Annotated in this window: 23 protein-coding genes; 16 read left to right on the top strand and 7 right to left on the bottom strand. The window is 54.4% G+C overall.

The genetic code is table 11. The features are described 5' to 3' along the window. Positions 1-10: 10 nt before the first annotated feature. From fhuA to hrpB, 3 genes are all read right to left on the bottom strand, one after another. Entirely contained in the window at positions 11-2,212 is a 2,202-nt protein-coding gene (gene fhuA / locus RAC90_RS12155; protein WP_375124375.1) for a ferrichrome porin FhuA, read from the bottom strand. Between the two features lie 198 nt (positions 2,213-2,410). Beyond that, positions 2,411-4,942 (bottom strand): bifunctional glycosyl transferase/transpeptidase, encoded by a 2,532-nt coding sequence (mrcB, locus tag RAC90_RS12160; RefSeq protein WP_039338694.1) that lies wholly within the window; start codon positions 4,940-4,942, stop codon positions 2,411-2,413. Between the two features lie 83 nt (positions 4,943-5,025). Beyond that, positions 5,026-7,521, bottom strand: a complete 2,496-nt coding sequence (hrpB, locus tag RAC90_RS12165) for an ATP-dependent helicase HrpB (RefSeq protein ID WP_375124376.1) — start codon at positions 7,519-7,521, stop codon at positions 5,026-5,028. A gap of 36 nt (positions 7,522-7,557) precedes the next feature. On the opposite strand from hrpB, the gene thpR reads away from it, so the two are divergent. From thpR to panD, 9 genes are all read left to right on the top strand, one after another. Continuing rightward, positions 7,558-8,085 (top strand): RNA 2',3'-cyclic phosphodiesterase, encoded by a 528-nt coding sequence (gene thpR / locus RAC90_RS12170; protein WP_033740295.1) that lies wholly within the window; start codon positions 7,558-7,560, stop codon positions 8,083-8,085. 11 nt (positions 8,086-8,096) lie between these two features. Continuing rightward, positions 8,097-8,801, top strand: a complete 705-nt coding sequence (sfsA, locus tag RAC90_RS12175; RefSeq protein ID WP_033740294.1) for a DNA/RNA nuclease SfsA — start codon at positions 8,097-8,099, stop codon at positions 8,799-8,801. Positions 8,802-9,048: 247 nt separating this feature from the next. Next, positions 9,049-9,504: an RNA polymerase-binding protein DksA gene (gene dksA, locus RAC90_RS12180; protein ID WP_006117731.1), complete on the top strand. Its 456-nt coding sequence runs from the start codon at positions 9,049-9,051 to the stop codon at positions 9,502-9,504. A gap of 70 nt (positions 9,505-9,574) precedes the next feature. Next, positions 9,575-10,456, top strand: a complete 882-nt coding sequence (gene gluQRS, locus RAC90_RS12185) for a tRNA glutamyl-Q(34) synthetase GluQRS (protein ID WP_058708999.1) — start codon at positions 9,575-9,577, stop codon at positions 10,454-10,456. A gap of 86 nt (positions 10,457-10,542) precedes the next feature. Next, on the top strand, positions 10,543-11,961 hold the full coding sequence (gene pcnB, locus RAC90_RS12190; RefSeq protein ID WP_203232196.1) for a polynucleotide adenylyltransferase PcnB: 1,419 nt from the start codon (positions 10,543-10,545) through the stop codon (positions 11,959-11,961). After that, positions 11,958-12,443, top strand: a complete 486-nt coding sequence (folK, locus tag RAC90_RS12195; RefSeq protein WP_006117727.1) for a 2-amino-4-hydroxy-6-hydroxymethyldihydropteridine diphosphokinase — start codon at positions 11,958-11,960, stop codon at positions 12,441-12,443. Before pcnB ends, folK begins: the two co-directional genes overlap by 4 nt. Positions 12,444-12,527: 84 nt before the next feature. Next, positions 12,528-13,322 carry a 3-methyl-2-oxobutanoate hydroxymethyltransferase gene (panB, locus tag RAC90_RS12200; protein ID WP_110267841.1) on the top strand — a complete coding sequence of 265 codons (795 nt, stop codon included), beginning with the start codon at positions 12,528-12,530 and terminating at the stop codon, positions 13,320-13,322. A gap of 15 nt (positions 13,323-13,337) precedes the next feature. Further along, positions 13,338-14,192 (top strand): pantoate--beta-alanine ligase, encoded by an 855-nt coding sequence (gene panC / locus RAC90_RS12205; RefSeq protein WP_006117725.1) that lies wholly within the window; start codon positions 13,338-13,340, stop codon positions 14,190-14,192. A gap of 51 nt (positions 14,193-14,243) precedes the next feature. Then, positions 14,244-14,624: an aspartate 1-decarboxylase gene (panD, locus tag RAC90_RS12210; protein WP_033740289.1), complete on the top strand. Its 381-nt coding sequence runs from the start codon at positions 14,244-14,246 to the stop codon at positions 14,622-14,624. Positions 14,625-14,674: 50 nt separating this feature from the next. Here the strand turns inward: panD and RAC90_RS12215 are convergent, their stop codons facing one another. Both RAC90_RS12215 and RAC90_RS12220 read right to left on the bottom strand, forming a co-directional pair. Next, entirely contained in the window at positions 14,675-15,445 is a 771-nt protein-coding gene (locus RAC90_RS12215; RefSeq protein WP_006117722.1) for an ABC transporter permease, read from the bottom strand. Further along, the gene (locus tag RAC90_RS12220) at positions 15,442-16,368 is read right to left on the bottom strand and encodes an ABC transporter ATP-binding protein (protein WP_006117721.1); all 927 of its coding nucleotides are present in this window, start codon (positions 16,366-16,368) and stop codon (positions 15,442-15,444) included. Before RAC90_RS12220 ends, RAC90_RS12215 begins: the two co-directional genes overlap by 4 nt. A gap of 106 nt (positions 16,369-16,474) precedes the next feature. Between RAC90_RS12220 and can the strand changes: the two genes are divergently transcribed. Next, positions 16,475-17,140 (top strand): carbonate dehydratase, encoded by a 666-nt coding sequence (gene can / locus RAC90_RS12225; RefSeq protein ID WP_375124377.1) that lies wholly within the window; start codon positions 16,475-16,477, stop codon positions 17,138-17,140. Positions 17,141-17,199: 59 nt separating this feature from the next. Here the strand turns inward: can and hpt are convergent, their stop codons facing one another. After that, positions 17,200-17,745: a hypoxanthine phosphoribosyltransferase gene (hpt, locus tag RAC90_RS12230; RefSeq protein ID WP_006117719.1), complete on the bottom strand. Its 546-nt coding sequence runs from the start codon at positions 17,743-17,745 to the stop codon at positions 17,200-17,202. A gap of 234 nt (positions 17,746-17,979) precedes the next feature. On the opposite strand from hpt, the gene RAC90_RS12235 reads away from it, so the two are divergent. Next, entirely contained in the window at positions 17,980-19,263 is a 1,284-nt protein-coding gene (locus RAC90_RS12235) for a cystathionine gamma-synthase family protein (protein WP_164482963.1), read from the top strand. A gap of 2 nt (positions 19,264-19,265) precedes the next feature. On the opposite strand, the gene cueO is transcribed toward RAC90_RS12235, so the two are convergent. After that, positions 19,266-20,867, bottom strand: coding sequence for a multicopper oxidase CueO (gene cueO / locus RAC90_RS12240; RefSeq protein WP_375124378.1), 1,602 nt, complete (start codon positions 20,865-20,867; stop codon positions 19,266-19,268). Between the two features lie 159 nt (positions 20,868-21,026). Between cueO and RAC90_RS12245 the strand changes: the two genes are divergently transcribed. The 5 genes from RAC90_RS12245 (at position 21,027) to RAC90_RS12265 (ending at position 25,838) form a co-directional block, all read left to right on the top strand. Further along, complete coding sequence (locus RAC90_RS12245; protein WP_006117717.1) at positions 21,027-21,374, top strand: YacC family pilotin-like protein; 348 nt, start codon at positions 21,027-21,029, stop codon at positions 21,372-21,374. A 107-nt stretch (positions 21,375-21,481) separates the two neighbouring features. Next, complete coding sequence (gene speE / locus RAC90_RS12250) at positions 21,482-22,345, top strand: polyamine aminopropyltransferase (protein ID WP_006117716.1); 864 nt, start codon at positions 21,482-21,484, stop codon at positions 22,343-22,345. A gap of 28 nt (positions 22,346-22,373) precedes the next feature. Further along, positions 22,374-23,183, top strand: coding sequence for an adenosylmethionine decarboxylase (gene speD / locus RAC90_RS12255; protein ID WP_033740284.1), 810 nt, complete (start codon positions 22,374-22,376; stop codon positions 23,181-23,183). A 644-nt stretch (positions 23,184-23,827) separates the two neighbouring features. Then, positions 23,828-24,664 (top strand): alpha/beta fold hydrolase, encoded by an 837-nt coding sequence (locus RAC90_RS12260; protein ID WP_033740283.1) that lies wholly within the window; start codon positions 23,828-23,830, stop codon positions 24,662-24,664. Between the two features lies 1 nt (position 24,665). Beyond that, on the top strand, positions 24,666-25,838 hold the full coding sequence (locus RAC90_RS12265; protein ID WP_375124379.1) for a nucleotide disphospho-sugar-binding domain-containing protein: 1,173 nt from the start codon (positions 24,666-24,668) through the stop codon (positions 25,836-25,838). Positions 25,839-25,883 lie beyond the last annotated feature (45 nt).

Here is a 25,883-nt window from a genome sequence, read left to right on the forward strand (position 1 = left end):
CCCTCATCGATCAGAACCGGAACGTGGCGGTGCCGACAATTTGTCGCTCTGCGCCCCAGTAGCACGCGTATTCACGGTAGCAACTGGCAACGTAGTCACGGTTAAACAGGTTGTTAACGTTAACGCCAACCGTTGAGCCAGGCAAACCAAAACGGCCTAAATCATATTTCAACGCGGCATCGACGGTAGTGTAACCCGCGACGGTGAAGTTTTGGTTCACGTCGGGACCCGCACTGTATAACCCCTGTGTTTCGCCCACATAACGGACGCCCGCGCCCAACGTTACGCCGGACAGCGCCGTTTCATGGAAGGTATAGTCGCTCCACAGCGAGGCCATGTGCTTAGGCACCTGCACCGGGGTTTTGCCTTTGAGCTGTGTATCTTCCGTATATTCAGCATCGGTGTAGGTATAAGACGCGGTCAGGTTGACGTTGGCATTGAGGGCCGCCTTGGCTTCCAGTTCGACACCGCGAGAACGGATTTCGCCGCTCTGGATGCTGAAAAGGGTATGGTCAGGATCGGCTGTTAAATTTTTAGACTTAGTCAGTTCATAAATCGCAGCCGTAACCACGACAGGACGATCTTTCGGCACATATTTCACCCCCGTTTCGTACTGCTTAGCGCGCGAGGGATCGAAAGGTTGCCCGCTCACTGTCGTCCCGGCCGTTGGGATAAAGGATTCGCTATAACTGAAATAAGGCGCGATACCGTTATCGAAAACGTAGTTTACGCCGCCACGCCAGGTGAAGGCCTGATCATGATTTTTGACTTCGGTATTGGTGTCGCGATTTAACGCAGATGTCATCGCGTAATCATAACGGCTGCCTAACGTCAGCACCCAACGATCCCACGCCATTTGATCCTGCGCGTAAAGGCCGGTTTGTTCCTGTTTGTTCAGATAACGATAGGGGAAAGGCGTGCCGTTAAGCGAATCATTACCGTACTGAGGAGCAACCGCATTCAAAGGAAATGCTGAACCAAACGCTGCGTTGATATCATTACGCATGCGTTGATAATCCACCCCAAGCAAAAGCGTATGGTCGAGTTGACCAGTTGCAAATTTTGCCTGTACCTGGTTATCGACGGCGAACTCATTCAGTTTTTCGTCTGAAGTGGCATAACCTCGCGTGATTTCCTGGGTGGCGGCGTTAAATCCATTGCCATAAATGCTGCGGTAATCCGTCGTTAACACGGCATAACGCAGGTTCTGGCGTACCGTCCAGGTCTCATCAAAACGGTGTTCAAAGCTGTAGCCGACCATTTTGGTGTTACGGGAGATGCGATTGCTCTTCTCCCCTTCATCAAAGCTGGTCGGCAGTTTGTACTGACTGCCATCAGGACGCGTAATGGGCACGACCGTGCCTTCACGCGGTAACCAGCCGTAATAACCCGTGTCCGGTTCATTCTGGAAGTAGGTCAGCAGATCCAGACGGGTGTTTTCGTCTGGTCGCCAGCTGAAGGACGGCGCGATGGTATAGCGCTTTTGCTTGTTGTTCGCCTGCTGGGCATCCTGGCTGCTCGCCAGGCCTGTCAGACGGTAGCTGTAAACGCCTGCGTCATCGATCGCACCGCCAAAATCAAAGCCGGTGGAGTAAAGATTGTGATTGCCCATCTGGAACTGCACTTCACGCAGCGTTTCCTGGGTGGGACGTTTACTGACCAGCGCGACCACACCGCCCGGGTTGCTCTTACCGTACAGCACCGACACCGGCCCGCGCAGCAGCTCAGCCCGCTCCAGGAAATAGGGATCAATAGCGAATTCCGAGTAGTTGTCGCCCTGCAGCTTCAACCCATCGAGATACTGGTTGGTGTTGGTTTCGCTAAAACCGCGAATTGACAACGCATCATAGACGCCTGAACTGCCGCGGTTACCGGTAAGCACACCCGGCGTGTAATTAAAGGCTTGCTTCACGCTGGTGACGCTGCGCATCTCCATCTCTTCCCGCGTCACCACAGAAACCGACTGCGGATTCTTTTCAATCGGCGTGTCCGTTTTGGTGCCGGTGGCGCTGTGTTTTGCGGCGATGGTGGGCGCCGGGCCCCACGCGTTTTCCTGCGCCACCGCACCACCGCCATTTGCAGATACCACCACCGTTTGTTCAGCGTAAGCCATTCCGCTTGCGCCGCTGGTCACCAGGGCAATGATCAAAGCCAGAGGACGACGCGTAAATACGCCGGATGGAGAAGCAAAAGGGATAGAACGCGCTGTCATGAAGGTGTCTCTCAAATGGGGATGATTAAGCGAATCGAAACGATAATGATTATTATAACGATTGGATAATATGCGAAGTCTCGCAATTTCTGCAAGCAGAATTCCCCGGCGTGGCGTCGTGTCACGGGCGATAACAAGGGGTTTTGATGTGGAATAAAAAAAGGCACCGAAGTGCCTTTTTCATCCGCGTTTGACGGGTTATTTGCCGAACATATCTTTTATCCAGCCGGCAACGCCGTTGCTGTCTTTTTGTTCCTGCTGTTGCTGCTGCTGTAACTGCTGTTGTTGCTGGTCCTGCATCTGCTGCTGTTGCTGCATTTGCTGAACCTGCTGTTGCTGCTGCTGGCAGAGCGCATTTGGATCCAGCGTCCAGACAGGCAGCGTGCGCCATGTGCTGCTTCCTGAACCGCAGACAAAGTTACCCGCAGTATCGATGTTCATCATCGTCACATCTTCCGGCGGCGTAAGCTGCAGCGGCATCGGAGCCTGATTGTCCAGGTAGCGGCGGTAAATCTGCATCGCCCCGCTGGCACCATAGAGTTTGGTCGGCTGGTTGTTATCACGGCCAACCCAGGTGATCGCCACTTCTTTACCATCAATCCCGGCAAACCAGCTGTCGACCAGATCGTTCGTGGTGCCGGTTTTCCCTGCCAGGTGCGCATTCGGGAAACGTGCCCCCAGCGCCCGGGCGGTACCGCGATCAACGACCTGTTGCATGGTATACAGCGTTAAGTAAGCCGCCTGTGCCGGTTCTACGCGCTGCGCCTGCGGGAAGCTCTGGTACAGCACGGTACCGTCTTCCGCGATGACCGAACGCACGGCTGACAGCTCTGCATGATTCCCGCCGCTGGCAATGGACTGGAAGGCCTGAGCCACTTCCACAGGCGTCAGGTTGAGTGCGCCCAGTAACATCGCCGGAACCGGATTCAGCTGATCTTTAGGCACACCCAGCTTCGTCCAGGTGTCCACCACCGCATTCAGTCCCAGCGTCATGCCCAGGTTAACCGTTGGCACGTTCATGGAGTTCGTCAGCGCATCGACCAGCATCACTTTGCCACTAAACCGCCGGTCGTCGTTCATGGGTTTCCAGATGCTGCCATTCGGCTGTTTCAGCGCAATAGGCTCATCCGCAATCCAGCTGTTCAGGCGGTAAGTGTTGGGTTGACTCAGCGCGGTCAGATAGGTGGCCGGTTTCGCCAGCGAGCCGATGGATCGGCGCGCCTGCAACGCGCGGTTATACCCGGCAAACTGCGGATCGGCCCCACCGACCATCGCGCGAACTTCACCCGTAAAGCGGTCAACGACCACCATTGCGGTTTCCAGATCTTTCAGACCGCGCTGTTTTTTCAGGGTGGGAATACCGTCTACAACGGCTTTTTCGGCCGCATCCTGAGAAACCGGATCCAGGGTGGTGAAAATTTTCACGCCCGACAGATCTTTGACTTTGTCGCCCAGTTTTGCCTGAAGCTCATTACGCACCATCTGCATAAAGGCAGGCTGTGGCGTAATTACACCGCCTTTCGGCTGCACGCCCAACGGACGGGCCGACAGCATGTCGTACAGTTCCTGATCGATCACTTTCTGCTGCTGCAGCAGGCGCAGCACCAGATTACGTCGTTCCAGGGCCAGTTTCGGGTTACGCCATGGGTTATAGAGCGACGCCCCTTTCACCATGCCCACCAGCATCGCCTGCTGATCGAGACTCAGCTCGTCAACCGGGCGGCCAAAATAGTAGAGGCTGGCCAGAGGGAAACCGCGGATCTGATCGTTACCTGCCTGACCGAGATACACCTCGTTCAGGTAAAGCTCCAGAATACGATCTTTGCTGTAACGGGCATCCATGATCACGGCCATATAGGCTTCACGGGCTTTACGCCACAGCGAACGCTCATTAGTCAGGAACAGGTTTTTGACCAGTTGCTGGGTAAGCGTACTGCCGCCCTGCACCGCTTTTCCGGCAGTGATGTTCGCCAGGAAGGCACGGCCAATGGAGTACGGGCTGATGCCGTCATGCTCATAAAAGTGGCGATCTTCCGTTGCGATTAAGGTATCCACCAACAGATCAGGGAAACCGGCACGGGGAACGAACAAGCGCTGTTCACCATTGGGTGACTGCAGCATCGTAATCAGACGAGGATCAAGCCGGAAGAAACCAAAATCACGCCCGGTTTCGACGTTCTTAATCTCACTCAGCTCATCTTTGCTGAATGTCATTCGGGCATGAATCTGCCCTTCTTTGCTGTCCGGGAAATCAAACGGGCGACGCAGCAGTTCAATGGTGTTGCCTTTGACCGAGAATTCTCCCGGACGCGTAATGCGCGAGACTTCGCGGTACTGCGTGCCTTCCAGCAGGGCAATCATTTCGCTTTTATTGTAGGCCATGCCAGGTTCGAGGCTGACCATACGACCGTAGACAGCAGCGGGCAGTTGCCACACTTTACCGTCAATGCGGCTGCGAATTTCCGAATCGAGGTATACGCCCCACGCGGCCATGACCACTACAAATACCAGGAACAGCTTAATAAACCATCCCAGCCAACGGCGTTTGCCGCGCGGCGGTTTTCCACCTTTACCTTTACGTGGCACCGGCGCTTCCTCCTCGTAATCATCATCAAAATCGTCCTGAGCGACATCACTATCGATGTCTCTGCGCCGCCCACGGCGGGCGCTGTTGCGCGGTGGCAACGGTTTTCCTTTGCGCCCAATAGGTTCGCGATCGTTCCCAGACATTGGTTTCATTCTCCAGGCATAGCTTACGGCTGCGCCGCTACTCTAACTGCTTTCTTCACTGTCGCATGGCAGAACCCTCTGAATTAAACAGCGGGCCCGCCCTGTGACGTATTCTTTTTCGTCCGCCGGGTCGGTATTGCGGAGGCCGGATCGTCGGGCCAGGGATGTTTGGGATAACGCCCTTTCATTTCTTTTTGCACATCTTTATAGGCACCGCGCCAGAACGCCGCCAGATCGCGGGTGATCTGTAAGGGACGCTGGGCGGGCGATAACAGTTCCAGCACCAGCGGCACGCGACCTTCTGCGACAGCAGGATTACTGGCTTCGCCAAACATTTCCTGAATACGCACCGCCAGCGCGGGCGGTTTATCTGCATCATAGCGAATCGGCAGCCGACTTCCGGTGGGCACAGTGTAATGAGTTGGCAGCACAGTATCCAGCCGCTGACGTTGTGACCATGTGAGCAAATGTAAGAGCGCAGTGACCAGATTGACCGACTGCAGACTCTTCAGATCCCGCACGGCGCTCATCTGCGGTTGCAGCCAGCGATCCAGCGAGTCAAGCAGGCTGGCCTCATCGACGGCGGGCCAGTTCTCTTCGGGCAGCCACTGGGCGGCACACTGGATACGTAACCGCAGTTGCTCAGCCTCCGGCGTCCATCCCAGTACCGATAACCCCTTTTTAGCGACCCAGCGTAGCAGCGCGGCCTGTAACGCCTCCGCATCCGGTCGGGCAAGCGGCTGAGTCTTCAGTATCAGTTCGCCAATCTGCTCACGGCGTAAGGTGCGCAACGTGCCCTTCTCGTCATCCCATTCCACGTCGGTACGCTGTTCGACAAGCTGTGGACAGGCCTGCGTCAATGCCGCAAGCTCGACGGGAAGGGCCAGCAGGATACGTGCATCGGGGGCGCTGCTGCCCTGTAATAAGACAGGCGCAATGAGCCATTCGTAACGCGTGAGCGCCTGCTGTTCGTCCAGCCCTGCCCCCAGTCCGTTGGCTAACTGATAGCGTCCGCTGTTATCGCGTCGGCGCGCCAGACGATCGCGAAATCCCGCCGTTAACAACGCGGGAAAATGCGCGTCATCGACCCGTCCGCCTGTGACGCCAAGGCGTTTTTGCCAGTGCTGCGCGCGCCGCAACCAGTGCGGTAAAGGCCGACAGAGAACATCACGTAGATCGACACTGCCCGCGCGGGGCGGATCCTCCAGCACGGCGACGAGTAGTGCCGCGCTGGCCACCGCATCGGCATCACGTCCTGCGGCGCATAACATCGCGCTCAGCCTGGCATCACTGCCGAGCTGCGCCATGCGTCTGCCCTGTGTGTTCAGTCGTCCTGATTCATCCAGCGCTCCAAGGCGCATCAGCTGCTGCTGCGCTGCCTGTAAGTGCTTTTCGGGTGGCCGATCGATCCACTGTAGCTGGTCGATGTCTGTACAGCCCCACTGCAGCAGTTCCAGCCACAATGACGCGAGATCGCTGTGCAGGATTTCGGCTTCGCCCTGTGCAGGCGCCCGTTCCGCCTGCTCCTGTGAAGTCAGGTGCAGGCAGATGCCCGGCATCAGTCGTCCGGCACGTCCGGCGCGCTGCGTCATCGACGCCTGGCTGATGCGCTGAGTCTGCAACCGCGTCACGCCGCTGCGTGCATCAAACAGCGCGCGCCGCTCCTGGGCACTGTCCACGACCAGGCGAATACCTTCGATCGTTAAGCTGGTTTCGGCAATATTGGTCGCCAGCACCACTTTGCGGCGTCCGGGGGCAGCAGGCAAAATGGCCTGCTGCTGAGCGGCCAGCGGAAGCGCGCCATAAAGCGGCGTTAAATCGACATCCTCATCGACACGGGTTTCCAGCTCGCGTTTTACGCGCGCTATCTCTGCCACGCCGGGCAGAAAAAGCAGCAGCGAGCCGCTTTCCTGTCGAAGCAACTGCGCGACTTCACGCGCTACCGCCTCGTCAAAACGCAGGCTCGGACTCAACGGAGCATAACGCCGTTCGACCGGATAGCTGCGACCTTCTGAGGCAATCAGCGGCGCGTCCGGTAGCAGCGTCGCCAGGCGAGTATTATCGAGCGTGGCTGACATCAGCAAAATTTTCAGATCGTCACGCAATCCCTGCTGAACATCCAGTAACAGCGCCAGCGCCAGATCCGCCTGCAGGCTGCGCTCATGAAATTCATCCAGAATCACCAGCGACACGCCATCCAGCATCGGATCCTGCTGCAACATGCGCGTCAGAATACCTTCGGTCACTACCTCAAGCCGGGTCATGGGTCCGCTGCAGTTTTCGCCGCGCATGCGGTAACCCACCGTGGCGCCGGGCTGTTCGCCCAGTAGCTCAGCCAGCCGTTGCGCCACGTTGCGTGCGGCCAGTCGGCGTGGCTCCAGCATGATAATGCGCCCTGACAGCGCCTTGTGCTGTAACAGCTGAAGGGGTAACCAGGTGGATTTACCTGCGCCGGTAGGCGCAGCCAGCAGGACGTTCGAGGCCTGATCAAGGGCGCTCAGTAGGTCAGGCAACACCGCGCTGATGGGGAGATCACTCACCAAAAACTCCGCTAATGGCTGTGTTAAGATGGCGCGCATTGTAGCACTCATCCGTGAGGATTACCGGAGACCGCCATGGCGTTACAGCGCTTATTTTTTGCTATTGCCCCACCCGAAGACCTGCAACAGCAACTGGTGCAGTGGCGAGCTGATACCTTCAGTGAGGAGGCAGGTCGCCCGATTGCGGCCGCGAACCTTCATCTGACGCTGGCTTTTTTGGGCGAGGTCTCAGCGGAGACCTCAAAACAGCTGCAAACCCTGGCCTCGCGCATCCATCAGCCTGCTTTTGATGTGACGTTAGATGATGCGGGGCACTGGCCGCGCCCCGGCGTGGTCTGGCTGGGCTGTCAGCGCCCACCCCGGGGATTGCTGCAGCTGGCAAGTCTGCTGCGTGCCCAGGCCGCCCGGCACGGCTGTGAGCAGCCCGCTCAGCCTTTTCATCCACACATCACCCTGCTGCGCTCGGCGACGCAACCCGTTGCCCTGCCCCCTCGCGGCTTTCTCTGGCGCTTTACGGCCAGTCAGTTTTCGCTTTTTGCCTCAGAGTACGTAAAAGGGCGGACGCGCTACCGGACACTGGCCACCTGGCCGTTACAGTCATAATCAGGAGCCCTATGCTTTTTTCTCCCGCCCTCAAACCGGCACGTCTGATTACCCGTTACAAACGCTTTCTGGCGGATGTCATTACGCCGGAAGGCGAGACGCTCACCATCCATTGTGCCAACACCGGCGCCATGACCGGTTGTGCTACGCCGGGTGATACCGTGTGGTACTCCACGTCCGACAGCCTGACACGCAAGTACCCGCACAGTTGGGAGATGACCGAGACGCAGCAAGGCCACTGGATTTGCGTGAATACGTTGCGCGCGAATCAACTGGTAAAGGAGGCGTTAAGCGAAAACCGAATTCTGCCGCTGTCGGGCTACGAAGCGTGTCGGGCTGAAGTAAAATACGGCAGCGAAAAAAGTCGAATTGATTTCCTGCTTACAGCACAGGACCGACCTGAGTGCTATATTGAGGTGAAATCCGTAACGCTTTTACAGGAAGGTAAAGGCTATTTTCCGGATGCGGTGACGATTCGAGGACAAAAACACCTGCGCGAGCTGAGTCAGGCTGCGGCAGAAGGTCATCGGGCCGTTTTGTTGTTTGCCGTTCTGCACTCGGGGATTGAGGACGTTTCCCCGGCGCGTCACATCGATGCGGCTTACGCAGAACAACTGGTACAGGCGCGGCTGAGTGGCGTGGAAATTTTGGCGTACCGGGCAGAACTGTCATCAGAAGGCATGTTTATTACAACGGCTGTTGACGTAACGTTGTAATATCAGTGGCATCCTTCTGTGATAGGACTATCTTCTGTCAGGGGCCAACTACGCTGTTCCTCACAGGCTTGTCAAGATGGGCGCAGGAATAATTGCCAACCTTGACAGCTTCTGTTATTTATAGCGGCCTGTTTTTCCCCGTTGGGGGATCGATGTACCCAAGAGTGCGTCATCAATGAAGGTTAGTGTGAATATACTGGCCGATGGCAATCGAAGGGTATAGTGCGTGTTATCCAGGAGAAACAACATGCAAGAAGGGCAAAACCGTAAAACATCGTCCCTGAGTATTCTCGCCATCGCTGGGGTGGAGCCTTATCAGGAGAAGCCGGGCGAAGAGTATATGAATGACGCGCAACTGGACCATTTTCGCAAGATTCTGGAAGCCTGGCGTAATCAATTGCGGGACGAAGTTGATCGCACCGTTACACACATGCAGGATGAAGCCGCTAACTTTCCGGACCCGGTTGACCGTGCCGCTCAGGAAGAGGAATTCAGCCTGGAACTGCGTAACCGCGATCGCGAGCGCAAGCTCATTAAAAAGATCGAAAAAACGCTGAAGAAAGTTGAAGATGACGACTTTGGCTATTGCGATTCCTGTGGCGTTGAGATCGGTATCCGCCGTCTTGAAGCGCGTCCGACGGCCGATCTGTGCATCGACTGTAAGACACTGGCAGAAATTCGTGAGAAGCAAATGGCGGGCTAATGTTGCCGTCTGACTGCAGCCATGCGGCGGGAAAAGGCCCTCTTTTTCCGCCGTCTGGTTCATGAAACCTATGGCATTCTCATCCTGTATCGGGCGCTTTGCGCCGTCTCCCTCTGGTGAACTCCACTTTGGATCGCTGATCGCTGCCTTAGGCAGTTACCTTAGCGCACGCGCGCAGCATGGCCGCTGGCTGGTGCGCATTGAGGATATTGATCCTCCCCGTGAAGTCGCAGGGGCCGCCACGCGTATTCTGCACCAGTTAGAACAGTACGGTTTGCACTGGGACGGTGAAGTCATGTGGCAGTCACAGCGCCATGACGCTTATCGGGACGCCCTGCAGTGGTTAAGAGCGCACCGGCAGAGTTATTACTGCACCTGCAGCCGAAGCCGCATTCAGCAGCTGGGTGGTTTTTACGACGGGCACTGTCGGGATGCAGGTTCAGGTCCGGAGAATGCGGCACTGCGGTTGCGTCAGCATGCGCCAGTTTTCCAGTTTGAAGACCGGTTACGGGGCACGCTTGTGGCCGATCGGCGGCTGGCTGAAGAGGATTTTATTATTCATCGTCGCGACGGCCTGTTTGCCTACAATCTGGCCGTGGTGGTTGATGACCATCATCAGGGCGTCACCGAGATCGTGCGTGGCGCAGACTTAATCGAGCCGACGGTGCGGCAGATTGCCCTTTATCGACAGTTTGGCTGGGCCGTTCCGGATTATCTGCATTTGCCGTTGGCCATCACCGCTGACGGACACAAACTTTCTAAGCAAAATCATGCGCCCGCGCTGCCGGATGGCGATCCGCGCCCGTGCCTGGTGCAGGCCTTACGGTTTCTGGGACAGCCGGTCAGCGAAGGCTGGCAGGACGATTCTCAGGAGAAACTGCTGTCTGATGCTGTGAAACAGTGGAATATCGCTTTGATACCGCATGATAACGCCCTGAGAGCGGATGCATAGACAACAGCATTCTCAAATGATTCACAACAGGCTATGATTAGCCGCTGATTTTACCTACACCCTAATTGTCACTGTCGAGGTGTCCCATTTTTACCCGAGTCGCTAATTTTTGCCGGAAAGTCCTGAAGCGTGATGACGAGGAAGCACCAGCAGAGGTTGAACCTGAGAGTCATATGACCATCATTCCTCGTGAAAGCCACACCATCTCACGTAAAGACATCAGCGAAAATGCCCTCAAGGTGCTGTATCGTCTGAATAAAGCCGGTTATGAGGCCTACCTGGTGGGCGGTGGCGTTCGCGATTTACTGCTGGGGCAGAAGCCTAAAGACTTCGACGTGACCACAAACGCCACGCCGGAGCAGATGCGTAAACTGTTCCGCAACTGCCGTCTGGTTGGCCGCCGTTTTCGCCTGGCACATGTGATGTTTGGTCCGGAAGTGATCGAAGTGGCTACGTTCCGCGGTCATCATCAGATTGAAGAGAACAGCGAAGATCACAACAATTCCCAGCGTGCCCAGAGCGGTATGCTGCTACGGGACAATATTTTCGGCAGTATTGAAGATGATGCCCAACGGCGTGATTTAACCATTAACAGCCTGTATTACAGCGTGGCCGATTTTTCGGTGCGGGATTATGTTGGCGGCCTGAACGATCTGCAACAAGGCATCATTCGGTTGATCGGCGATCCGGAAACACGCTATCGCGAAGATCCGGTGCGCATGCTGCGCGTCGCGCGTTTCGCGGCCAAACTGAATATGCGCATTGCTCCTGAAACGGCAGAGCCCATTCCCCGCCTGGCATCGCTGTTACGCGATGTACCTGCTGCGCGCCTGTTTGAAGAGTCGCTAAAGCTGCTTCAGGCTGGTTATGGCTACAGCACCTGGCTAAAACTGTGTGAATATCAGTTATTCCAGCCGCTGTTCCCTACGCTGGCACGCAACTTTACCGAACAGGGCGACAGCCATATGGAGCGCATGCTCGCCCAGGTGCTGAAGAATACGGATAACCGCATTCAAAATGATATGCGCGTCAATCCGGCGTTTCTGTTCGCGGCCATGTTCTGGTATCCGCAACTTGAAGCCGCCGAGCGCATTGCGCAGGAAAGCGGCCTGACTTATTACGATGCGTTTGCCCTGGCGATGAATGATACGCTGGATGAAGCCTGCCGCGCGCTGGCTATTCCTAAGCGCATTACGTCGCTGATTCGTGATATCTGGCAGTTGCAGTTACGCATGTCCCGTCGTCACGGTAAACGCGCCTGGAAGCTGATGGAGCATCCGAAGTTCCGTGCGGCTTATGATCTGCTGGCCCTGCGGGCTGAAGTGGAAAATAACCCGGAGCTGCTGCGCCTGAGTAAGTGGTGGGGAGAGTTCCAGGTCGCTGCGCCGCCGCAGCAGAAAACCATGCTCAACACGCTGGGAGACGATCCGGCACCGCGCAGCCGTACGCGCCGCCCGCGTCGTCGTTCTTCCGCGCCCCGTCGTGATAACTCTAACGCGTCATGACGCGCGTTTATCTGGCATTAGGCAGTAACCTTGCCGATCCGCTGCATCAGATTGATGCAGCGTTGTCAGCGCTGGATGCGCTCACCGATGTTCAGCGCATCGCCACCTCGTCCTTTTACCGCACGCCACCTTATGGCCCACCCGATCAGCCCGACTATCTCAATGCGGCGGTGGCCCTCGAGACCACCTTGTCGGCTGAGGCCTTACTGGATGAGACGCAGCGCATCGAGCGGGAACATGGCCGGGTGCGCAAAGCCGAGCGCTGGGGGCCACGCACGCTGGATATTGATATTATGCTGTTTGGTTCAGAGCAGATTCACAGCGAACGCCTGATCGTCCCCCATTACGATATGCTGAACCGTGCGTTTATGCTGGTGCCGCTGCTGGAAATTGCGCCCGATCTGCGCCTGCCTGATGGCCGTCCGCTCCAGCCGCTTATGGCAACGCTTGACTGCGCCAGCATCCGTCCCTGGCACAGCTGACCATCTATATCGCGCGTCACAGATTCCGCTCAGCAACGCGATACAGTAAAATGCGTCCATCTGAATTTCTGAGCTGAGATCGTCATGAAACCCACCACCCTTTCTCATCTGCGTCAGTGCAAAGCGAGCGGTAAAAAATTCGCGACGCTGACCGCTTACGATTTTAGTTTTGCCCGCCTGTTTGCTGATGAAGGCATTCAGGTTCTGCTGGTTGGTGACTCGCTTGGCATGACGGTGCAGGGTCATGATTCCACGCTGCCCGTCACGGTAAATGATATTGCTTACCATACCGCCGCCGTCCGTCGTGGTGCGCCTCACGCGCTCCTGTTAGCCGATTTGCCTTTCATGAGTTATGCCACACCACAGCAAACTTTTGATAACGCGGCGCAGCTCATGCGCGCCGGGGCCAATATGGTGAAGCTGGAAGGCGGCGCATGGCTGGCCGACAGCGTGCGCATGCTGACCGAACGCGCCGTGCCCGTGTGTGGTCATCTGGGCTTGACGCCACAGTCCGTAAATATTTTTGGCGGCTATAAAGTGCAGGGACGTGATGAAGCCGGTGCAGAGCAGCTTATGGCTGACGCGCTGGCGCTTGAGGCCGCAGGCGCACAGCTAATGGTGCTGGAATGCGTACCGGTTGCTCTGGCCCAGCGCGTAACGCAGGCACTGGCGATTCCGGTGATTGGTATTGGCGCAGGCAACGTGACAGATGGACAAATTCTGGTGATGCACGATGCGTTTGGCATTACCGGTGGACATATCCCTAAATTTGCAAAAAATTTCCTGGCGGAGACAGGCGACATCCGTGCCGCCATTCGCCGCTATATTGCTGAGGTTGAAGCAGGAAGCTACCCCGCAGCGGAACACAGTTTCCAGTAATTCAGGAGAATGGCAGTGCTGATCATCGACACTCTGCCCATGCTGCGCCGTGAAGTGCGCCGCTGGCGTCAGCAAGGTAAACGTATTGCGTTAGTGCCCACGATGGGCAATCTGCACGAAGGGCATTTAACGCTGGTAGATGAAGCGCGTGAGCGGGCCGATATTGTGATCGTGTCGGTTTTCGTTAACCCGATGCAGTTTGATCGGCCTGACGATCTGGCGCGCTACCCGCGCACGCTGCAGGAAGACTGTGAGAAACTGAACCGCCATGCGGTGGATGTCGTCTTTGCGCCCTCGCCTGCTGAGGTGTATCCACACGGGCTGGCTAATCAGACCTTTGTCGAAGTGCCGGTGCTTTCATCTTTACTGGAAGGCGCCAGTCGTCCCGGCCATTTTCGCGGCGTGGCGACCATCGTCAGCAAGTTGTTTAATCTGGTTCAGCCCGATATCGCCTGCTTCGGCGAAAAAGATTTCCAGCAGTTAGCCATCATTCGTAAAATGGTGGCAGACATGGGGTTCGATATCGAGATTGTCGGCGTGCCTACGGTGCGAGCCAGGGACGGTCTGGCCCTGAGTTCACGTAACGGCTACCTCACTGAAGATGAGCGTAAGCTGGCACCTGGCCTGAGCCAGGTGATGAATGCGATGGCCGCCCGACTGGCTAATGGTGAACGGCAGATTGACGATATTATTGAAGACGCAACGCGGTCGCTGCAGGAAAAAGGATTGCGTCCGGATGGCCTGGCCATCTGTGATGCGGAAACGCTGCAGCCTCTGACGGTGGACAGTCAGCGAGCCGTCGTGTTAATGGCCGCCTGGCTGGGGAATGCACGGCTGATCGATAATCAACAGGTAGACCTCACGCAGTAGTCTTGCAGGCTGAGGGTCACTCTTTTTGGCTGTATAACAAGGTTTCTGACTATGATTCGCACGGTTTTACAAGGCAAACTGCATCGCGTTAAAGTCACGCAGGCGGACCTCAACTATGAAGGCTCCTGCGCCATCGATCAGGATTTCCTTGATGCTTCTGGCATCCTGCAATATGAAGCTATCGATATTTATAACGTGACCAACGGTCAGCGTTTCTCTACTTATGCCATTGCCGCTGAACGCGGGTCGAAAATCATTTCAGTCAACGGTGCGGCCGCGCGCTGTGCCTGTGAAGGCGACATCCTGATTATCTGCTCGTATGTCCAGGTCGATGATGCAGAAGCGCGCCAGTGGCAACCTAAAGTGGCCTACTTTGAAGGTGATAACCAGATGAAGCGTCTGGCGAAAGCCCTGCCGGTGCAGCTGGCCTGAGTCTGGTCGCATAAAAAAAGCAGCGCTAGCGCTGCTTTTTTTCGCCGGTATCAGGTCCGCAATCCGCGGCCCCGCTGAATCAGAAAATACACGGCAATATAAAACACCACGATAAAGGCAATCAGTACCGACATAGTCAAGGTCAGAGGAACATCGTGAATGCCCAGAAAGCCAAAGCGGAAACCGCTGATCATATAAACCACCGGATTAAGTTTTGATACTGCCTGCCAGAAGGGCGGTAACAGCGTCAGCGAATAAAACACGCCGCCCAGATACGTTAGCGGTGTCAGCACAAACGTGGGGATCAGGCTGATATCGTCAAACGTGCGGGCAAACACCGCATTAATCAGTCCCGCCAGCGAGAACAGTACCGCGGTTAGCAGCAGTGTAATGGCCACCATCAGCCATGAATGCACATGAAACGGCACAAAGAACAGCGAAACGGCGGTCACCAGCACACCGACACAGATCCCGCGCGCAACGCCGCCGCCGACGTAGCCAGCGATAATAATGTGCGTCGGTACCGGTGCCACCAGCAACTCTTCAATATTGCGCTGAAACTTGGCGCTAAAGAACGACGATGCCACGTTGGCATACGCATTGGTGATCACCGACATCATAATGAGCCCTGGCACAATGAACTGCATATAGCTGAAGCCGTTCATATCGCCGATGCGCGCACCGATAAGGTTACCGAAGATGATAAAATACAGCGTCATGGTGATCACGGGCGGCACCAGCGTCTGGATCCAGATGCGGGCGAACCGGTTCACCTCTTTGGCCCAGATGCTTTTTAACGCCACCCAGTACAAATGTGTCATGCTTTTGCTCCTGTTTTTCCTTGCGTCAGGCCGACGAACAGCTCTTCCAGACGATTCGCTTTATTACGCATACTGAGAACCTGAACGCCCTGTGCGCTGAGCTGGCTAAACACGCTGTTCAGCCCCTGCTCACGCAGGACTTCAACTTCGAGCGTCGAGGTATCCACTAACCGGTACTGGAAACCTTCCAGCGACGGTAACGGGCTGCGCGGGGCCAGATCCAGAATGAAGGTTTCGGATTTGAGCTTCGACAGCAGGGATTTCATTGAGGTGTTTTCAACCAGTTCACCATTTTGAATAATGCCGATATTGCGGCACAGCATTTCCGCTTCTTCAAGATAGTGAGTCGTCAAAATGATGGTCGTCCCCTGCGCATTCAAATCTTTCAGGAAAACCCACATCGACCGACGCAGTTCAATATCCACCCCGGCGGTAGGTTCATCCAGAATCAGCAGTTTAGGCGCGTGCATCAGAGCACGGGCGATCATCAGACGGCGCTTCATCCCGCCAGACAACATGCGCGCCCTTTCGTGACGTTTCTCCCACAGGTCGAGCTGTTTAAGGTACTTTTCGGCCCGCTGAAGGGCCTCACGGCGCTCGACACCATAGTAACCGGCCTGGTTCACCACGATCTGCATGACCGTCTCGAACGGGTTGAAATTGAACTCCTGCGGCACCAGGCCCAGTTGGCGTTTGGCATTGACGACATCTTTTTCCAGATCGTAACCAAAGACGCGGACGCTGCCTTCCGACTTATTCACCAGCGAACTGATAATCCCGATGGTGGTCGATTTGCCCGCGCCGTTGGGTCCCAGTAGCGCATAAAAATCACCGGCTTCAACGTTAAGATCGATGCCCTTGAGCGCCTGTACGCCGCCGGGATAGGTCTTGGTCAGCCGGGAAAGTTCCAGTGCATAGGTCATTCTGAATACATACCCTGTTTTATGGCATTGTAATGCCGTTTGAATTTAGGAAGCCTTCGCCTATAGTACGCGCACGCAAATGCGCAGTAACAGGTTGCTTAACGCCATGACAGACATTGATACCCTGATCAGTAATAACCGCGAGTGGTCCAGATTACTGGTCAAAGAAGATCCTGGTTTTTTTGAGCGACTGGCTCAGGCGCAAAAACCACGTTTCCTTTGGATTGGCTGTTCAGACAGTCGCGTCCCCGCAGAACGTCTGACCGGTCTTGAGCCAGGTGAACTGTTTGTCCACCGTAACGTTGCCAACCTGGTTATCCATACCGATCTTAACTGCCTTTCTGTGGTGCAGTACGCGGTTGAAGTGCTGAAAGTTGAACACATCATCGTGTGCGGCCACTATGGCTGCGGTGGCGTGCAGGCTGCCATGGATAACCCGGAGTTAGGGCTCATTGATAACTGGCTGCTGCACATTCGCGATCTCTGGTACAAGCATAGCGTGTTGCTGGGTGAACTGCCGCCCGATAAACGTCTGGATAAACTCTGCGAAATCAACGTTGTTGAGCAGGTCTACAATCTGGGGCATTCCACCATCTTGCAATCGGCCTGGAAGCGTGGACGTAAAGTCTCGCTACATGGCTGGGTCTACGGTATTCAGGATGGCTGCCTGCGTAACCTGAATGTTACCGCGAACAGCCGCGAAAACCTGGAGCAACGCTATCGTCACGGCATGGCTAACCTGTTAGTCAGTGGCGATTTTCACCGCCCCTGACGCACGCGCGCGACAAGCCTACACGAATCCAGAGGTCAGAGCCTTGGAAGAATGTGCGGTCACTCGCCTGAGGATTCGAGGGGAACCACTTTGCCAATGTAAGGCAGATGGCGATAACGCTGCGCATAATCGATGCCAAAGCCCACCACGAATTCATCAGGGATAGCAAAGCCCACGAATTCAACCTGAACGTCGACTTCACGGCGTTCAGGCTTATCCAGCAGCGTACAGATGGCCAGAGATTTTGGCTCCCGCAGACGCAGGATTTCCCGCACTTTGCTGAGCGTATTGCCTGAGTCAATGATGTCTTCAACGATTAACACGTCTTTACCGCGGATATCCTCATCCAGATCTTTGAGAATTTTGACATCGCGACTGCTGGACATCCCGCTGCCGTAACTGGAGGCAGTCATAAAATCCACTTCGTGCGGCACGTCAATCACGCGGCATAAATCCGCCATAAACATAAATGAGCCACGAAGTAGCCCTACCAGCACCATATCGCTGCCGCTGTCGCGGTAGTGGTCGGTAATTTCTTTGCCCAGTTCCGCGATGCGCGCGGCGATTGCCTGCTCAGGGATCATTACGTCAACAGTGTGTTTCATTGCCTTCAGCCCGGTCTCTCACAAAGCCACGCAGTCTACCATAACAGAAGTCCCTACTGACGCCGCGCAGAGAACGCAAACGTTTACGTGCACTAAAAATCTTCACCTGTGTGCAGGCAGTTGCACAAACAGCATTACCTTAGAACAACCCGGCATTTAGCCGCATTAATAGCTGCATGATACGATTTTATCGACATATCGTTATGCAGTTAGCGATCTTATTGGGAGATCTCAATGACTTCACCCTCAAGTAAAAAAACGCACGTCGGCGACCGCCCACTGCATCCCGAAACACAAATGCTGAACTACGGTTATGATCCGCGTCTGTCTGAAGGGGCCGTGAAACCGCCGGTCTTTTTGACCTCCACCTTTGTGTTTGACAGTGCAGAAGAAGGCCGCGATTTTTTTGATTATGTTTCCGGCCGCCGTCAGCCTCCCGAAGGTAAAAGTGGCGGACTGGTGTATTCCCGCTTTAATCATCCCAACAGTGAGATTGTTGAGGACCGCCTCGCTCTCTACGAACAGGCCGAAAGTTGCGCGCTGTTTGCCTCCGGCATGGCGGCCATTTCGACGGCGTTGCTGACCTTTACGCGACCAGGGGAAGTGATTTTGCATTCCCAGCCCCTGTACGGCGGTACGGAAACGCTGCTCAGTAAAACCCTGCACAACCTTGATATTCGTGCGGTGGGTTTCACTGACGGGCATGATGAAGCCAAAGTGCGCGAGGCCGCCCAGCGTGCAATGGCGCAGGGACGCGTCGCCATGATCCTGGTGGAAACGCCGGCAAACCCGACGAACAGCCTTGTGAATATCGCGCTGATGGCCCGTATTGCGGACGAGATCGATCGTCAGCAGGGTTCACGCCCGGTCGTCGCCTGTGATAACACCTTACTGGGGCCGATTTTTCAGCAACCGCTCACGTTGGGCGCGGATTTATCGCTGTATTCCCTGACGAAATATGTGGGCGGTCACTCTGACCTGATTGCGGGTGCGGTGATGGGAAACAAAACACTTATGTCGCCGATCCGCGCTCTGCGTAGCGCTATTGGCACTCAGCTTGATCCGCATTCAAGCTGGATGATTGGCCGTTCGCTGGAAACGCTGTCGCTGCGCATGGAAAAAGCCTGTCATAACGCTGAAACCGTCGCCGCCTTTTTACGTACACATCCTGATGTCGCCGCCCTGCACTGGTTACCGTATCTGGATGCAGACAGCCCGGCAGGCAAAACCTATCGGGAACAATGCACCGGGGCCGGTTCAACCTTCTCTTTTGACATTGTCGGCGGACAACCTGCAGCGTTTCGTTTCCTGAATGCCCTGACGCTGTTTAAACAGGCCGTCAGTCTGGGCGGGACAGAATCGCTTGCCAGCCATCCTGCCACCACCACCCATTCTGGCGTGCCGGATACAGTGCGTCAGCGCATCGGGATCACCGACGCGACGATACGCTTATCCATCGGTATCGAGAACGCCGGGGATCTGGTGGAGGATATCCGTCTGGCGCTGGCGCAGGCCTGATATCAGGTCACTGTGAAGCCCAGCATCATGCCGGTGTCTTCATGCTCCAGTAAATGGCAATGCGCCATATACGCATGATCGGCGGCGGCAAGGTGGTTGAAGCGCACCAGCACTTCGCTACGCCAGCCGTCGACATTGACCATGTCTTTCCAGCCCTGACGGTGTGGCGCAGGTGGCTTGCCATTTTCAGAAAGAATACGGAACTGGGTGCCGTGAATATGGAAAGGATGCAGCATGCTGTCGCCTTCACCGGAAATGGTCCATTTTTCAACGGTGCCCTGCTTCACATCAAAGGCTGGCCGCGTCATATCAAATGGCTGGCCATTGATTTTATTGCCATTGTGAAAATCGTAGGCAGGCGCGGCCATCCCGTCATGGTCCATCTTCTGATGATCCATTCCCTGGGACGCGCTGTCGTGCTGCATCGCATGATTATTACCGCCCATAGCCATATCATGGTGCGCACCCTTCCCCATCGCTTTCGCGCCATAGCGTGCCATCAGCGCCTGCATACCTTGCTGATCCAGTTGGGGATCCATACTGAGTTGTAACCAGCGCGATGACAGACCGTCCGTTTTCGGTATGGCCGGTAATGTGGCTAGCTGATCCGGTAAAGTCGCGCTGGCCATGATCCGCAGCGGAATGATATTGACCAGCGGCAGGGGCCGATCGAAGGGAGCCAGCGTCATGCCCATTTGCGAAACAGGTAGCGTCACGATATCAAAAGCCTTGCCATCGGACGTATCGACCATGACTTCAAAGCGCTCGCCCGGCAGGAGCGGAAGGGAATCGACCTTTACCGGCTCAGGCAGCAGACCGCCGTCACTGGCAATCACATACAGTGGGCGTTTATCGCTGGCAGCCAGATGCAGCGAACGGGCATTGCAGCCATTAAGCAAACGCAGACGTAACCATCCACGCGGTACGGCATGCTGAGGATACTGCGCACCGTTGGTCAGCATCATGTCGCCGAACCAGCCCACTGCGGCCCGCATAATATCAAGCTCATAATCGATGCGGTCACCGGATGAGGTGAGCTGTTTGTCCTGAAAAATCAGTGGAACATCGTCGGTGCCCCATTGATTAGGCAGACGAAGCGTCCCTGACGGCTGATCCTCTAACACAATCATGCCGGCCAGCCCCTGGGCAACCTGATGACCCGTTTTGCCATGCAGATGAGGATGATACCAGCAGGTGGCGGCAGGCTGGTCCGGCGTAAACGTCACCTGACGCGTGGCGCCCGGCGCAATGATTCCCTGCGGTCCACCGTCCACCTCGCCGGGGATTTCCAGACCGTGCCAGTGCAGGGTCGTCGCTTCACTAAGCCGGTTATGAATATTGATGGTGGCCGCCTTGCCACGCTGGAGCCGAATTGCGGGCCCCAACAGGCTGCCATTGTAGCCCCAGGTGGGTACGTCTTTGCCCTGCCACTGGCTGATGCCCGGCATCGCCGTCAGGCTGTACTCTCCTTTCGCATCCGCGTCCAGCAGGGAAGGAACCGGCAGCAGTGGCCGACTGGCCGCCATCAGGGATCGGCTCCAGAGCGGCAGCGCCCCTGCAGCACCCAGTGCCGCGCTCAGTTTCAGAAAGTGACGACGTTGCATAATCCGCATCCTTGTAACGAAATGACCTCAAGCCTAAACCCTGCCCTTATGGCAAGGTCAAGCATCAGCAGGCAGAATGCCCCAAAAATCGTAAATTGATCGAAAATCTTTACACAACTGTGCTAACGTCTTTCAGACGACTATTACATGAGAATATCTATGAAGAAGAGCATCAGGATCCTGCTACTGGCAGGACTCTTCGGCTTCTCCTCCACCAGCTTTGCCCTGAGCGAATCCGAAGCAGAAGATCTTGCCGATCTGACTGCGGTATTCGTTTATCTCAAGAACGACTGTGGCTATCAGGATTTGCCCGATGCGCAGATCCGCAAGGCGTTGGTGTTTTTTGCCCAGCAAAACCGCTGGGATTTAAGCAATTACAACAACTACAACATGAAAGCCTTGGGTGAAGACAGTTATCGTGATTTGAGCGGTATCGCGATTGCCAACGACAAAAAATGTAAGTCGCTGGCCAGAGATTCTCTCAGCCTGCTTGCCTATGTAAAGTAGCGCCCCAGCCCGCTCTCCCGTCAGACATTTGACCGTGCAACGACTATCATAGTTAGCTATGATGTTTCGCCGATTTTTATGGCAATGTCACGAAGGAGAGCCCCATCATGGCCCAAAACGAGATGTGGTATGAAACACTTCATACCGGCTTTGGCCAGTATTTTACCGTCGATAAAGAGCTTTATCGTGATAAAACGGCCCACCAGGATTTAATCATCTTTGAAAATGCGGCGATGGGCCGCGTTATGGCGCTGGATGGCGTGGTGCAAACGACCGAACGTGATGAATTTATCTATCACGAAATGATGACGCATGTGCCGTTGCTGGCGCATGGTGCCGCCAAAAGCGTACTGATTATTGGAGGGGGCGATGGCGCGATGTTGCGCGAAGTGTCCCGCCATACCGGCATTGAGAAAATCACCATGGTCGAGATCGACGCCGGCGTGGTGACCTTCTGTCGTCAGTATCTGCCGAACCACAGCGCTGGTGCGTACGACGATCCGCGTTTTAATCTGGTCATCGATGATGGTGTGAATTTCGTCAACCGCACCACCGAAAAGTTTGACGTTATCATCTCTGACTGTACCGATCCCATTGGGCCTGGCGAAAGCCTGTTTACGTCCGACTTTTATGCGGGCTGTAAAAATGCGCTGAATGAAAATGGGATCTTTGTTGCCCAGAACGGCGTTTGCTTCCTGCAGCAGGATGAAGCGGTTAACAGCCATCGTAAACTCAGCCATTACTTTGCCGATGTCAGTTTTTACCAGGCGGCCATCCCAACCTACTACGGCGGCATCATGACCTTTGCCTGGGCAAGCGATAATCCGGCCCTGCGCCAGCTTGATCCCGCCCTTCTGCAGGCGCGCTTTGCGGCCTCGGGCCTGAACTGCCGTTACTACACACCGGCGATCCACACGGGCAGCTTTGCTCTGCCACAATATCTGTTGAATGCTCTGTCAGAGACGCGCTGATCGATCATTTATAAGGGGGTGAATAAAATTGCAAAAGCTAAAACTGCATGGCTTCAATAATCTGACCAAAAGCCTGAGTTTTTGTATCTACGATATTTGCTATGCGAATACCGAAGCCGAGCGCGATGGTTATATTGCTTATATCGATGAGCAATACAATGCCAATCGCCTGACGGAAATTTTGACCGAAACCTGTTCGATTATTGGTGCGAATGTGCTGAACATTGCGCGCCAGGATTATGAGCCACAGGGTGCCAGCGTCACGATTTTGGTCAGTGAAGAACCTGTTGATCCTAAAGATATTGATACGTCTGAGCATCCCGGCCCGTTGCCTAATTCCGTGGTCGCGCATCTTGATAAAAGCCATATTTGTGTGCACACGTATCCGGAAAGCCATCCTGAAGGCGGCCTCTGTACCTTCCGTGCAGACATTGAGGTCTCAACCTGCGGCGTGATCTCACCGCTTAAGGCGCTCAATTACCTGATTCACCAGCTGGAATCTGACATTGTCACTGTGGATTACCGCGTACGGGGTTTTACACGTGATGTGAACGGCGTTAAACACTTTATCGACCATGAAATTAACTCCATCCAAAACTTCATGTCCGACGATATGAAGCGGATGTACGATATGGTTGATGTGAATGTTTACCAGGAAAACATCTTCCATACCAAGATGTTGCTGAAAGAATTCGATTTAAAACATTATCTCTTTAATACCCGCCCGGAAGATCTGACACCGCAGGAGCACAAACGCATTACTGACCTGCTGTGGAAAGAGATGCGTGAGATTTATTACGGTCGCAATATTCCGTCTGTGGGATTAAAAACCTACTAAGTTATGCCCCCTTTGCGGGGCATTCTCTCTTTCGTCTGCCTGTTATCTGTCACAGCCCGTTCAGGGCCACTTATTGCGCCCTGCGAACCAGGGTAGCCCCGGCTGCCTTTCTTTCGCGGCATGTCATCTTGTGATGGTAAGACTGGCAGACCCGCTACGACGTTCTTCCGTGAAGTAAATCAGCCGCCCCCTGCGTTGTGTTGTGCAGACGCTCTTTCTGAGATCGTCCCGTAACGCCTGCCAGTAACAGGCCACAGTGTGGCACTAACACAAATTCACCACAGTAATCCCTGCCGAGCCGTTCGCCTCAAGATAAAACATTAATTAAATTTACCATGAATACAGTAAGGATAATAAAGTTTTATGACAGTATAAAAAAGACCAGCCTTCCTTTCCACGCCTGGATTTTATGAGGAAAATCACACTTTAACGGCCTGTTAAGTCACTTAATTTTCCATGAGAACTAAGTTGATGGAGAAAAATCAGAATCACTTAATTTATAAACTCTTTTTAATCAATAAGATGAAAGGTTGCGGATTAAAAGCAGCGATAAAACATAAAAATAACTTAATGATTACCATTTGCTGTGATATACATTAGAAAACTTTAATATTTTATGATGTTTTCTGGTGGGGGAGAGTGATATGAGTCACGGTTATTCTGTAGTAAACATAAATGAACTTAACATTTATGTGGAATTGACGAAATGCAGTGTCCCGACCCGTAACAGGACAATCCTGATTAACGGTGCACTGGCAACCTCGTCTTCTTTCCGCAACTGGAAACGCTTCCTGGCGGATAAATCAGATGTCATTACGTTTGATCTTCCGTTCTCAGGCAAATCAAAACCCTTCAACGAACAGGGCTGTCATATCGTCACGCTTGATGATGAAGTCACGATTATTCGCGAGCTGATTTCAATTTATAAGCCCAATATTATTGCCTCAGCCTCCTGGGGCGGCGCATCGACTCTCAAGCTCTTGAATCACGGTGAAGAGGGCCTGGAACATGCCATCATCGCGTCCTATTCCTTTGAATTTAATGACCGTATGCGGACTTACGTGAAGCAAGCCAATCTGTTTTCAAAAGAGAAGAACTTTGTCGAGCTTGCGCATTTGATGAATGACGAAGTGGGTGCATATCTGCCGAATAAGATGAAGTTCTGCAACTTCAGGCATCTGACGTCGCTGGATGAGATTGAATACCGTCAGGGGCGTTTCCATCTTGAGCAGATTGCCACGCTGCGCAACCACGACTACAAAAACATTATTGATAACTCGGCCTGCCAGTTTCACTTTATCAACGGCGACCTGGATATTCATACGCCGCAAAAAAACATCGAAGAGATATGCGGCGAGTCGGATAAAACGCGCTTTTATCAAATCAGGGATGCGGGACATTTTCTGGATCTGGAAGGCAAGCGCAGCCGGGAAAGGACCGCTGCCGCCTTCAACACTATTTTTAGTCAGATTGGTGTCTGAGATGAAAGTGATTATTGGCGCACTGGGCTCAGCAGGCGATGTCTTTCCCTGTATTGAGATTGGCTCGCTGTTAAAAGAAAAGAATCACGATGTTTACCTGCTCGCTAACGACTATTTCAGATCTGAGGCAGTAGATCGCGGCCTGTCCTTTGTGGCGGTCGGCGACAAAGAGACTTATGTGAAAGCCGTCCAGGATCGGACGTTATGGGACAAAAAGCACGCCCTGAAACGGATTTCACATTATATGGCGGAACAGCAGGAGGCGATGTTCGATGCCATGAGCGCCCTTGCCGAAGATGACGCCATCCTCATTCACTCTTTATGGTGTTTTGCGGCGAAAGCCGTCAGCGAGAAATACCGGTTAAAGAAATATGCTATCAGCCTGACCAATTCAAATTTAAAATTGCAGCCCGGGCGTGTTATCCATGCGCTGGAAAAAAGCCTGCGTATCAGTCTGAACTGGAAACTGGCTTTATTTCAACGGGCCCTGGTTTCGCCTGCACTTCAGCGTACCATCGACACGCTGCGACGCGACCATAATCTGCCAGCCTCTCGCAATATTTACGCTGACTGGGTCAATAACGAACCGCAGTCGATTGTGTTATACGAACCCTGGTTTTATCAAAAGAAAGCGCGCGAGGGATTTTATGCCGGTTTTTTACTGAACAAGAGCCGGGCGTCGCTGGATGACGATCGTATTACCGATTTTATTGACTCCCGTACGGTGGTCTTTTTTACCAGTTGGGCCCTGGCTGAACAATCATCCGTGACACGCGTTTTACAGGACTTAAAAACAGAAGGACTGAAGTGCGTGCTTGTTACGCCAACCGCAGCCGCGTTAGCGGTAAACGACGATGTGATGACGCTGCCGCATCTCAATATTGCCCTGACTGAAACCTGCTTATTTGCCATTCATCATGGCGGTATTGGCACCACCGCGCAGTTACTCAAGAACGGGGTGCCTCAACTGATTTATCCGTGCGCATTTGATCAGTTTGAAAATGCCCGCGCCCTTGAACGACTGGCCTGCGGCCTTAAGGGAAAAGGGATCAGGGAAATCAGAAAAATGGCGGCACTTGCACGTCAGAAGAAACACAACTGCGACTTTTATGCTGTGCAACTGGCTAATCAAACCCACAAAGGTCCTGAGCTGGAACGCTTTCTGACCGGTTAAACGCGTCTTCAGGCCAGGCATCGTGGTGCATGCCTGGCCTGGAGA

It is taken from the genome of Pantoea sp. CS_6 (genome assembly GCF_041954745.1).
Classification (GTDB): Bacteria; Pseudomonadota; Gammaproteobacteria; order Enterobacterales; family Enterobacteriaceae; genus Pantoea; species Pantoea stewartii.